The sequence below is a fragment of the Serinicoccus chungangensis genome, assembly GCF_006337125.1.
In the GTDB taxonomy this organism is placed as follows: Bacteria; Actinomycetota; Actinomycetes; order Actinomycetales; family Dermatophilaceae; genus Ornithinicoccus; species Ornithinicoccus chungangensis.
Genome location: NZ_CP040887.1, coordinates 3386286 through 3397847, shown reverse-complemented (window position 1 = coordinate 3397847; position 11562 = coordinate 3386286). Strand labels below are relative to the sequence as shown.

Sequence of the window (11562 nt, the reverse complement as noted above, 5' to 3'; positions counted from 1 at the left end):
CTGTCCAGCACGACCACGCCGCGCTCACGACCTGGAGCACCATGGACCCGACGACCCTGCCCCGGCGCACGCTCATCCTGCTCACGGTCTGCGGCGCGCTGCTCATCTCGCTCACCGAGATCGACCGGCTGATCCGGATGGTCCAGGCCGGGCCGGAGGGCTTCTCGCTCGGGCTGGCGCAGGTGAGCTCACCGCGGTTGCCGCTGCCCCCACCCGGCTCGGCGTCGCAGCCCTGGCTGGCCATCCACCAGCTCGGCATGGGGGGTGACCCCGCGGCCCAGGCTCAGGCCGACCTGCTCGTCGGGCTGTGGCTCGGCGTCGACGTGGCCTTCGCCATCACCTACGGGCTGCTGCTGTGGTCTCTGCTGTCGCGCGTCGTGGACCGCGGAGCAGTGCTCCCCCAGGGTCCTGTCCGGTTGCTCACCTGGCCGCGGCCGTGGGTGGTCTGGGTCGCGGTGGCCGCCGACGTGGCCGAGAACGTCCTGCTGGCCCTGCTGGTCCTCGGGCCGGCGAGCGAGGCGCCACCGGCGCTCCTCGTGCCGGCCACCGCGTGGACGAGCGCCCTGAAGTGGGTCCTGCTGCTCGCGGTGGGGGTGCAGCTCGGCTACGCCCTGCTCGGCACCCCGACCGGCCGGGCGTGGCTCGCCTGCCGCGGTCGGGCGGTCTATGCCCAGCGCTTCTCGGCGCTGGCCTTCGCGCCGGTCGCGGTGCTGGCGCTGGTCCCCGGCAGCGGCATCCTGGACCAGCTCCCCGACATCCAGCGCACGTGGTTCGCCACGGGTGACGGGCGCACCGCCGTGCCGGGCTGGGTGCACGCCTCCCTGGCCTCGGTGCTGCTGCTGCTCATCACTCTCGGCCTGGTGCTGCTCGGCCGGCTGATCTCCGACAACGTCGCCCGGCGGGTGGTGGACGCCGGGGACCTCGCTCCTCGGCCGGCGCCGGCGCTGCGGCAGTGGCTCTTCGGCCCGGTGCTCGTCGTGGTGCTGTGGGCGGGGGCCGCGCTGGCGGGCACCGGGCCGGTACGGTGGGGCTGGTTCCTGGCCTTCGTCGCGGTGCCGGTGCTCATCGTCGCGGGGTCGTGGGTCACCACCCGGCGTGCCCCGACCCTGGTCGCTCCGGAGCCGATCACCTACGACGCCGCGACCGCCGTCCAGGTGCGGCGCGTCGGCGACATCCTGGCGCTGAGCGGGCTGGTCGTGGGCTCGTTGGCGCTCATCCGCTCGCACCTGGTGCTCACGGTCCTGGGTGAGGGCACGCCGTTCCAGCGCTGCGTCCCGCTGCTCGGCCTCGCTGCGGCGGTCGCCGTGTGGTCCCTCGCGCCCCGGGTCCTCGAGGGGTTGCAGACGCTGCCGTGGGTCGGTGACCTGTTCACCCCGGGTGCCGGGGCCAGCACGGTCGTCGGCGAGGACGAGGTCGGCACCTGGGGCCAGCCGACGCAGCCCGGGTCGCGGCGGCTGTGGCGTCTGGCCTGGGCGCTGGTCCTGGTCAGCACCGCGGTGCTGGTCGCCCTGGCGGTGTGGCCGGTGCGCCTGTCCGCCCTGCTGGGGGTGATCGGCGTGGTCATGCTGGGACTGGGTGCCCTCATGCTGCTGGTCGGCTCGAGCGTGGTGCTGCACCAGTTCGCCGCCCCGCCACAGCTCTTCTGGTGGCCCGCCCTGCGGCTGCGCGAGGCGCCGGTCGCGCTCCTGCTCACCGCCGTCGTCGTCGCTGCCCTCCTCCCGGGGAGCAGCCACCAGGTGCATGGCATCCGCGGCTCGCTGGCCGGCGAGGTGCCCGGCCAGGTCGCCCGCCCCGCTCCGCTGTCCGAGGCGGTGGCCGACTGGCTGGCGCGCACCGAGGAGTGCCTCGTCGACACACCGCAGGGCTCCGCCCGCCCGATGGTCCTCGTGGCGGCGGAGGGGGGTGGCATCCGGGCGGCCTACTGGAGCGCCGCAGCGCTGGAGGAGGTCCGGGTGAACACCCCCTGCGGGCTGGACGCCGTGCTGCTCGCCAGCGGCGTCAGCGGCGGCTCGGTCGGGCTGGCGGTGAGCCGGTTCGCCGACGACCAGGCCACCGCGGTCGAGGAGGTCTGGGCGATGGGCGCCCCGGACGCGCTGGCGCAGGCCAGCCTGGGGCTCCTGCTGCGTGACCCGGCGTATGCCGTGACCGGGCTGCCCGCGGGGTCGGACGCCCCGGGAGAGGGCTGGCACGACCGGGCCGCGCTGATGGAGATGGCGTGGGAGCAGAGCTCGCCCGGCCTCGCGGCCGACTTCCTCCGCCCGCCCCAGGACCGTCCGCCCGGGGAGCTGAGCGCCGCCCTGGTGCTCAACTCGACGGCCACCTCTTCGGGCTGCCGGGTGCTGGTGAGCCAGGTCGACCTGGGGTCGGGCGCGGTCTCGGACTGCGCGGACCTGGGCTCGCCGCTGGCCTACAGCCGGGACTTCTACGCCGACTACCTGCCCCCGGTCCCTGCGACCGGCGAGGGGTCAACACCCGAGGGGGCGGACGCCTGCGTCGGGTCGGTGCCGGCCTCGACGGCGTCGATGACGTCCGCGCGCTTCCCCTACGTGACGCCCTCGGGCGTGGTGGGACCGTGCGGGGACGCGCCGCAGGGCCAGCTCATCGACGGTGGCTACGCCGAGGGGAGCGGCCTCGGCACCGTCGTCGACCTCGCCCCCCGGCTGCTGGCCGAGGTGGCCGAGCAGGACCCGTCCGCTCGGGTCGTGCCGCTCGTCGTCTACCTCGACAACGGCCGCGGCAGCGACCTCGTGCAGCCGCCGCCGGAGCCGGTGGCGGAGGTGCTGGTCCCGCTCGTCGGCAACGGCAACGCCGCGCTCACCCAGAAGGACACCCCTGCGCTCCTGCAGCGGGCCCGCGAGCTGACCGGCGCGGTGAGCCCCGACGTCGCGACGGTCTACGTCGTCACGCAGGCCAGCCGCCCCGCGGTCGAGGCTCCGCTCGGCTGGGTGCTGTCGCCGGCCAGCCGGGAGGACATGCTCGACTCCCTGGGCGAGGGGGTGGACGAGGCGGTCACCCAGTGCAGGCGTAGCGTCGAGCCCACCGACGCCCCGGTCGAGGGCAGGCCGGCGCGCTACCCGGGGCTGGCCGAGCTGCTCGTGGCGCTGGACGGGTGCGAGCGGCTGCGACGCTGAGCCCGCGGCTCAGCGCTCGGCGCCCACCACCATCCACGTCTCCCCGCGGGACCGCCGCCACAGGAGGAGGGCCCGCACGGTCATGAAGCCGGTGAAGGCGACCCACAGCCAGACCAGGCCGGTCGTGCCGTCCACCCCGCTGAGCCGGACCTCGAGCACCATGGGGAGGTAGGCCACGGTCGCCGCGGTCTGGGCCCAGGCCAGCCAGCGGGTGTCCCCGGCCCCGATGAGCACCCCGTCGAGGATGAAGGCGATGCCGGCGATCGGTTGCCCGAGCGCGACGACGACGAGCGCCGCCCCGAGGGCGGACCGCACGTCCAGGTCCTGGCTGAAGCCGAGGGGGATGACCCGGTGCAGGGCCAGGATCACCCCGGTGAGGATGACCCCGAACCAGATCGACCACCGGACCATGAGCGTGGTCGCCGCGCGGGTGCCCTCCCGGTCGCCCGCGCCGAGGGTCTTGCCGGTGAGCGCCTGGGCGGCGATGGCCAGGGCGTCGAGCGCGAAGGCGAGCGTGGACCATACCGTCATCGCGACCTGGTGGGCGGCGAGCTGCTCGTCACCCAGCCCGGCTGCCGACCAGGTGGTGAGCAGCAGCGCCGCGCGCAGGGCGACGGTCCGCACGAGCAGCGGTATGCCGCCGCGCGCCGCGCGCAGCACCCCGGCGCCGTGGAAGGTGAGCGAGGACCCCAGCCGGCGCGCCCCCCGGACGACGACGAGGACGAGACCGAGCGCCATACCCGTCTGCGCGAGGACGGTGCCGATCGCCGCGCCGGCGATGCCCCACCCGACGCCGTGCACGAGCAGCAGGGACAGCAGGGCGTTGGCGGAGAAGCCGACCACCGAGGCGACCAGCGGCGTGCGGGTGTCCTGGAGGCCGCGCAGGACGCCGGTCGCGGCCAGGACGACGAGCATCGAGGGGATGCCGAGCGCCGACCAGCGCAGGTAGGTCACCGCCTCGGCCGCGACGTCGGGACCGGCGCCGAAGAGCTGCACGAGGGGCCCGGCGAGCACGGCGGTGACGACCGCTGCCGCCGCCCCGAGCAGCAGCGCCAGCCAGATGCCGTCGATGCCGGCGCTGACGGCGCCGCGCTGGTCACCGGCCCCGAGCCGGCGGGCCACGACGGCGGTGGTGCCGTAGGCCAGGAAGACGAAGATGTTGACCGCCGTGAGCAGGACGGCGCTCGCGACGCCGAGACCGGCCAGGGCGGAGGTGCCGAGGTAACCGACGATGGCGGAGTCGGCGAGCAGGAAGAGCGGCTCGGCCACGAGGGCGAGAAAGGCGGGGACGGCCAGGCGCAGGATCTCCCTGGCCTGGCCGTCCCGCGGTGCGGTGTCGCTCACCCGCCCGAGTCTGTCACCGGGGCACGGCACCCCCGGTCATCGGGCTGCGGCCTCCTCCGGCACGCGCTCGCCCTCGATGCTCTGCTGCCCGCGGTGGGTGACGTTGATCTTGCGCGGCTTGGCCTCCTCGGCCACCGGGAAGGTCAGCGTGAGCACACCGTCGGTGTAGTCGGCCTCGATGCGGTCCAGCGCCACCCCGTAGCCGAGGGTCAGCTGGCGGGCGAAGGTGCCGGCGGGCCGCTCGTGGGAGAGCCACTGCTCGACATCGGTCTGCTCCCGCCGCTCGGCGCGCAGGGTGAGGGTGCGGTCCTCGACGTCGATGTCGATGGACCCCGGGTCGACGCCGGGGAGGTCGACACGGGCGACGAAGTGGTCTCCCGCGCGGTAGAGGTCCATGGGCATGGCGGACGCCGTGGTGGGGGTCGTGCGCAGCTCGGACATCAGGCGGTCCATCTCGCGCAGCGGGTCGAAGCGGTTCATCAGGGTTCCTCCTTGTCTCGACGCGGGTGCGTTAGCACTCGTGCTTATAGAGTGCTAAACGCGGGTGGGGGTGTCAACCTTCCCGAGCGCGGGAGGACGAGTTTTCCTCCACAGCCTGTGCGCGGTGTCTGTGCAGGTCAGAGCGGTGGTGTGACTCAAGTTTCTGGTTCGTGCACAGCGTCGTCCACAGGGGTGCCCGGCGCGCCGTCCCGTCGTCCCCACCGTGTCCCCAGGGTGTCCACACGTCCTCCACAGGGGAGTGCGGCGGGCGCGGCCCCGGGGCCGTACGGTGGGCCGTCGGCACCTGCGCGCGAGGGTCTGTCGGTGGGCGGTGCTGCACTGGTCCGCACTGGAGTTCGATGATCAGGAGGCCGGCGTGGCGCTGAGCGAGATGGAGGTCTACGGACCGCCGGACCAGGGCCCGGGTGGGGGCCCGGAGGACCGCCTCCCGCCGCAGGACGTCGCGGCCGAGCGCAGCGCGCTGGGCTCGATGATGCTGTCCAAGGACGCCATCGCCGAGTGCTCGGAGATGGTCAAGGCGCAGGACTTCTACCGTCCGGCGCACGAGACGATCTTCGAGGCGTGCGTCGACCTCTACTCGCGCGGCGAGCCGGTGGACGCGATCACCGTCGGCGACGAGCTGACCAAGCGGGGCGACCTGCAGCGGATCGGGGGCACGGCATACCTCCACCAGCTCATCGCCGAGGTGCCCACGGCCGCCAACGCGGCGTTCTACGCCGAGATCGTCGCCGAGCGCGCGGTGCTGCGGCGCCTCGTCGACGCCGGCACCAGGATCGTGCAGATCGGCTACCAGGGGGGCGACGTCGAGGACATCGTCAACGCCGCCCAGGCGGAGGTGTATGCCGTCGCGGACAAGCGTGGCGGTGAGGACTACCAGGCGCTCGGCATGCTCATCGAGCCCACGATGGACGAGATCGAGCACGCGGCCGGGTCCTCGGGGGAGATGACCGGCGTGCCCACCGGCTTCGCCGAGCTCGACGAGCTGACCAACGGCCTGCACCCCGGGCAGATGGTCATCATCGCGGCCAGGCCGGCTGTCGGGAAGGCGCTCGCGCTGGAGACCCCGCTGCCGACGCCCGGCGGCTGGACCACCATGGGCGAGGTCACCGTCGGTGACGAGCTGCTGGGGGCTGACGGTCGGCCGACCTCCGTCGTCGCGGCGACCGAGGTCATGCACGACCGTCCCTGCTACGAGGTGGAGTTCTCCGACGGGTCGGTCATCGTGGCCGACGAGGAGCATCTATGGGTGACCAGCACGCGAGCCGAGCGACGGGGGTCTCGGCAGGATGCGTCGTCAGCCCGCACCACGGGGGACATCGCGCGAACAATGCGCTGCGCCACGGCGGAGGGCCGCCTCAACCACAGCGTCGCTCTCGCTGCGCCTCTCGACCTCCCTGAGGCGCAGCTGGTCCTGTCGCCCTACGTCTTGGGTGTCTGGCTGGGTGACGGTGAGTCTGCTGGCGCACGGTTCACCTCAGCTGATCCTGAGATCGTCATGCACCTCGAGGCCGAGGGTGTCGAGGTGCGTCACCACGGTGACTACCTGTACTCACTGCATGTTCCCGCCGAGACCATCCCCCCTCGAGACTGTGTGGTGTGTGGCGAGCCCTTCACCCCGCACACCTCGCAGGTGAAGACCTGTGGCCGGGTGTGTGGCGGTCGGTCAAGAGGCGTGGGATCGCCGTCTGTGGCCATCTGTCCAGATTGTGGCCGCCCGTCCAGCGGGTCTCGGAGGTGCCGTGCTTGCTACGCCGACCACGGTTCGGTGCGAGCCCTGCTGCGACGCACCGGGGTGCTGGGCAACAAGCACATCCCCATGTCATACCTCCGTGCGAGCGAGCCGCAACGGCGGGCACTTCTGGCGGGCCTCCTTGACACCGACGGCACGGTGGCTGCAAGTGGCTGTCCGCAATTCACGACCACCTCGGCTCGGCTCGCCGAGGACGTCTACGAGCTCGTCGTCGGTCTGGGCTATCGGTGCGGGCGGAGCCGGAAGACTGTCGCAGGACACACCGCGGCCTCTTCCGTGGCACACACCTTGACCTTCTCCAGCGACGAAGACGTGTTCCGGCTGGAGCGGAAGCGCCTCGTCCATAAGGAACGGCGCTCGAGATCCTTCCAGCGGCGCAACTCGCGATTCATCTGTGACGTGCGTCCCGTTGACAGTGTTCCGGTGCGCTGCGTGCAGGTAGCCGCTCGTGACCACCTCTATCTTGCGGGTCGGTCCATGATCCCGACCCACAACTCGACCATCGCCCTGGACTTCGCCCGGGCCGCGGCGATCAAGCACCAGATGGCGACGGTCGTCTTCTCCCTGGAGATGAGCCGGACCGAGATCACCATGCGCCTGCTCTCGGCGGAGTCGGAGATCCCGCTGCAGAACATGCGCAAGGGCAACATGCGCGACCGCGACTGGACCCGGCTGGCCGAGACGCAGGGCCGCATCACCGACGCGCCGCTGTTCATCGACGACAGCCCCAACATGTCGCTCATGGAGATCCGGGCCAAGTGCCGCCGGCTCAAGCAGCGCAACAACCTGCGGATGGTCATCATCGACTACCTGCAGCTCATGAGCTCGGGCAAGCGCGTGGAGTCGCGCCAGCAGGAGGTCGCCGAGTTCTCCCGGGCGCTCAAGCTGCTGGCCAAGGAGCTCGAGGTGCCGGTCATCGCGCTCTCCCAGCTCAACCGCGGCCCGGAGCAGCGGACGGACAAGAAGCCGCAGATGAGCGACCTGCGCGAGTCAGGCAGTATCGAGCAGGACGCGGACGTCGTCATCCTGCTGCACCGGGAGTCGCTCTACGAGCGCGAGTCACCCCGTGAAGGCGAGGCGGACGTCATCGTCGCCAAGCACAGGAACGGCCCGACGGACACCGTCGTCGTCGCCTTCCAGGGGCACTACAGCCGGTTCACCAACATGGCGAGCAACTTCTAGGCGCCGTCGTCGGCGGGTGCGGTGGCCGTGGGGCTCGTCGTCTCCCGCGTGAGGGCGGGCACCAGGCGGACGAAGACCACCATGGCGACGAGCTCGACCAGCGTCTGGGTCACGACGACCAGCGGGACGACCGCCAACGACGCCGGCAGCGCCAGCGCGAGCGGCAGCACGACCAGGGAGTTGCGGGTGGCGGTGGAGAAGACCACCGCCCGCGTCGACGGCACGTCGAGACGCGCGGCGCGACTCACGGCCATCCCGACGGCGAGGGCGATGACGACGAAGCCCACGTAGATGGGCACCACCCGGGCGACCTCTGCCGCCTGCGCCCCCAGCCTCGCGACCTGGGAGCCGACCACCAGCGCCAGGGTGGCCATCAGCAGGGGAACCATCGCCGCAGCCATGGTGTCCTCGACCAGACGGCCGGCGCGATGCCGTGGGGAGATCGCCTGGACGAGGGCGGCCGCCGTCAGCGGAACGATGATGAGCAGCAGGAAGGCCTCCACGAAGGGCGCCACCTCGACCACCGACAGCACCCCGGGTCCGGCGAGCACCACGAGATAGAGCGGCAGCAGCAGGACCTGCAGCACCATGAGCAGCGGGACGGCGGCGAGCAGCCGATCGCGTGCCCCGCCGGCCAGCCCCGTGAAGACGATGACGTAGTCGACGCACGGGGTCAGCAGCACCAGCAGCACGCCCAGCAGCAGGCCGGGGTCCTCCGCCACGAACCGCGACAGTACCCCGGCGACCAGCGGGACCACGACGAAGTTCGCGACCACCACGCTGCCCAGGAAGCGGGTGTCGCGCAGCGCGCGGCCGACGTCGACGAGGGGCACGCCCAGGAAGGTCGCGAAGAGCAGGGCCATGAGGGACGGTTCGATGCCCGGCTCCAGCACCGGTCCGAGCTGGGGGCGGGCCATCCCGACGGCGGCGCCGAGGGCGATCGCCGTGAGGAGGAGCGGGACCTGGTGGGCGTCCCACCACGCGACGACTCGGCGCGGCACGTCGTCCGTCAGCCGCGGGAGCGGTCTTCGACGAGGCGAGCCAGCCGGGCGAGGTCCGCGGCCACCGTCCGGCAGTCGCGCTCGAACTCCTCGTCGGTGAGCTCGACCTGGCGGACCGTGAAGACGACCTCGCTGCCGTCCGGATGGGCCAGGACCCGCAGCGGGTTGGTGACGGTCGTACCGGACGGGAGGGTCACGTCGTGGTCGGCGACGCCGTAGGGGTTGCGCGGGACGAAGCGCACGCGGACCGGCCCCATAGGCGACTCCACGACGAGGTCGTCCCCGTCCCGGGTCACCTGTGCGCTGGCCAGCCCTTGCGCCCACCGGGGCAGGTGGTCGGGGTCGGCGACGACGGCGTAGACCCGGTCGCGGTCTGCCCGGACGACCCGGCTGACGTGACGGCTCCTCACATCCCGAAGCCTCGCACGTCGCGAGCGGCGCAGCTCGGCAGGTGGTGCGGTCCGGGGGGCAGCTAGGGCAGCCCGCCCCCGGCCAGGTAGGCGGCCAGGTGCGCCCGCGAGCGCAACCCCAGCTTGCGGCGTGCACTGGCCAGCTGGCTCTCGACCGTGCGTGGTGACAGCGACAGCGCGCGGGCGATCTCGGCGTCGGCGTACCCCTCGACCACCAGGGCCGCGACCCGTCGCTCGGCCCGGGACAGTCCGGGTGGCGAGGCGGCGATCCCGTCGATGAAGTGGCGTACCTGGGGCTCCGTCGTCCCTCGCCGGGTGACCAGCACCACGGCGGCGGGATCGAGGTCGACCACCGGGAGACTGGCCAGACCTGCTCGTCGCCCCCACCCCTGAGGGGCGACCCCGATGACGCGACCGCCACCGATGGCGAGCAGCGCGTCCATCTCGGTCGTCCCCCTGCCCACGTAGCGTGGCTCGCCGCCGCGGTCATCGACGTTCAGCCAGTACGAGCGCCACTGCGGCGGCACGCCCTCGGGCCTGCGGAAGGTCGGCAGGTCCAAGAGGTCGTCCAGCCGTACGACGGCCCGACCAGCGAGCGGGTGGTCCGCAGCGACGATGACGTGGCGGTCCACCGCGCGCACCCTGACGACCTCGAGCGAGGGGTCGCTCACCGGACCCACCAGCACCAGGGCGTCCAGGTCGCCCTCGCGTACCGCATGCAGGTCGGCGGGCGACCCCCAGCTCTCCGTTACCCGGATAGGGCACCCCGGATCGTGGTGGCGGACCCGGGCCAGGGCCCGGTAGAGGGCTCCGGGGCCGGTCGCGGGCATCACCCCGACCCGCAGTCCGCTGACGGATCTCATGGTTGATGATGGCACCGCGGGAGCGCCAGGGGCCCGAAAGTTCAGGGCTTTCCCTGATGTCGGCACGGACCCGCGATGGTCAGCATGACCCCATGAGCCTTTCGTTGCGACGGGCCTATGGCGAGCAGGGGACCTCGCTACGGTCCGTCGCCCGGACGGTGGTGGTGCCACCACCGCCCCGGGCGACCACGGTGACCGGCGCGTTCCTGCAGACCCGGGTGCACACCGATCGCATCGTCACCCCGTCCGGGGTCGCGCTCGGCGGTGCCTTCCGCCTGGAGCTGCGCTCGGACGGCTTCATCCACTTCTCCGGGTTCGTCCACGCCAGCGGCTGGCCCAGCTACCGCGCGAGCATCACGGTCACCGTCCGGGTCACGCTGCCCGGTTCGGACGGGGTCGCGCGCGACGCCGCCTTCAGCTTCGCCGACGGTGGCACGGCTTACGGGACCAACCGCAAGGGTGCCAGGAGGTACTCGTGGGCGCAGAACACCTTCGTCGCGCCGGTAGCAGCACACTGGGCGCAGGTACGCAGCGCCCCGATCGTCCGCAACGTGCAGTACAGCACCGATGCGCTCGGCGTGGTCGGCGACGGACTTGCGCTCCTCGGACAGCTGGCGCTCGCCAACGCGACCCTCGGCGTCACGGGGGCCGGCCTGGTCGTGGCGGGGCGTGCCGCTGACGCACTCGACGCCGAAGAGCTTCTCGTGCCGGGTCTCGTCGGCGTCGTCGCCTCGGGGGGTGCGGTGCTCGTGCTCGGACCCGGTGCCGCGTACCCGGCGTTCTGGGCGGGCGCGGCGACCGCCCGCGCCGCCATCGAGCACCGCCACCTCACCGGCTCCGAGCGGCGCGCGTGCGACGAGGTCTTCGGTCCGGGGCGGATCCCCTATGACAAGGTGGTGCTCACCAACCTGCTGGGGCTCGGTGACCGTCCCTTCACCGTCCCGCACCCGGGCGGACCCATCCTCGTCAACATCGGCCGGGCCCTGGAGACGGGCCCTCTGCGATACGGGGGTGACGGCCACGCGGACGACGACGCACGCTGGCCGCGGGGCCACGTGTTCTTCCACGAGATGACTCACGTGTGGCAGGCGGTGCACACCCGTTTCACACCTGCGCTCTACTGCCGTGCCGTCGTCGCGTCCACGCTCAGGCACTACAGCTATCCGGACACGCCGTGGGCCGACAGCACGTCCTGGGGAACCGACCAGCAGGCCAACATCGTCGCCGACTGGTGGTGCGGGCGCGGCAACTACAGCATCGACCCTGCGCTGGGGCAGGGCCCCGCACCTGAGGACCGACAGGCCGCTTACGGCGCACGGAACCCTCGAAGTCCCTGGTTCGCCCAGGTGGCCGCCCTCCGCGGCGGCGTCGAGTAGGACC

Annotated in this window: 8 protein-coding genes; 3 read left to right on the top strand and 5 right to left on the bottom strand. The window is 72.6% G+C overall.

Translation table 11 applies throughout. The features are described from left to right. Nucleotides 1-41 precede the first annotated feature (41 nt). Entirely contained in the window at nt 42-3131 is a 3090-nt protein-coding gene (locus FHD63_RS15580; RefSeq protein ID WP_139722846.1) for a hypothetical protein, read from the top strand. A 9-nt stretch (nt 3132-3140) separates the two neighbouring features. Here FHD63_RS15580 and FHD63_RS15575 read toward each other — a convergent pair whose 3' ends face one another. Together FHD63_RS15575 and FHD63_RS15570 are read right to left on the bottom strand one after the other, a co-directional pair. Then, on the bottom strand, nt 3141-4475 hold the full coding sequence (locus FHD63_RS15575) for an MATE family efflux transporter (protein WP_139722845.1): 1335 nt from the start codon (nt 4473-4475) through the stop codon (nt 3141-3143). Nucleotides 4476-4511: 36 nt separating this feature from the next. Then, nucleotides 4512-4955 (bottom strand): Hsp20/alpha crystallin family protein, encoded by a 444-nt coding sequence (locus FHD63_RS15570; RefSeq protein WP_058890463.1) that lies wholly within the window; start codon nt 4953-4955, stop codon nt 4512-4514. Between the two features lie 391 nt (nt 4956-5346). Between FHD63_RS15570 and dnaB the strand changes: the two genes are divergently transcribed. Further along, a complete protein-coding gene (dnaB, locus tag FHD63_RS15565; RefSeq protein ID WP_139723177.1) occupies nt 5347-7908 on the top strand; it encodes a replicative DNA helicase in 2562 nt (853 codons plus the stop codon). On the opposite strand, the gene FHD63_RS15560 is transcribed toward dnaB, so the two are convergent. The 3 genes from FHD63_RS15560 to FHD63_RS15550 form a co-directional block, all read right to left on the bottom strand. Then, nucleotides 7905-8909, bottom strand: coding sequence for an arsenic resistance protein (locus FHD63_RS15560; RefSeq protein ID WP_238705708.1), 1005 nt, complete (start codon nt 8907-8909; stop codon nt 7905-7907). The genes dnaB and FHD63_RS15560 overlap by 4 nt on opposite strands. Before the next feature lie 8 nt (nt 8910-8917). Next, nucleotides 8918-9319: an SRPBCC family protein gene (locus FHD63_RS15555; RefSeq protein WP_139722844.1), complete on the bottom strand. Its 402-nt coding sequence runs from the start codon at nt 9317-9319 to the stop codon at nt 8918-8920. A 62-nt stretch (nt 9320-9381) separates the two neighbouring features. Continuing rightward, nucleotides 9382-10182: a LysR substrate-binding domain-containing protein gene (locus tag FHD63_RS15550; protein ID WP_139722843.1), complete on the bottom strand. Its 801-nt coding sequence runs from the start codon at nt 10180-10182 to the stop codon at nt 9382-9384. A 92-nt stretch (nt 10183-10274) separates the two neighbouring features. On the opposite strand from FHD63_RS15550, the gene FHD63_RS15545 reads away from it, so the two are divergent. Then, nucleotides 10275-11558, top strand: coding sequence for a hypothetical protein (locus FHD63_RS15545; RefSeq protein ID WP_139722842.1), 1284 nt, complete (start codon nt 10275-10277; stop codon nt 11556-11558). Nucleotides 11559-11562: the final 4 nt, after the last annotated feature.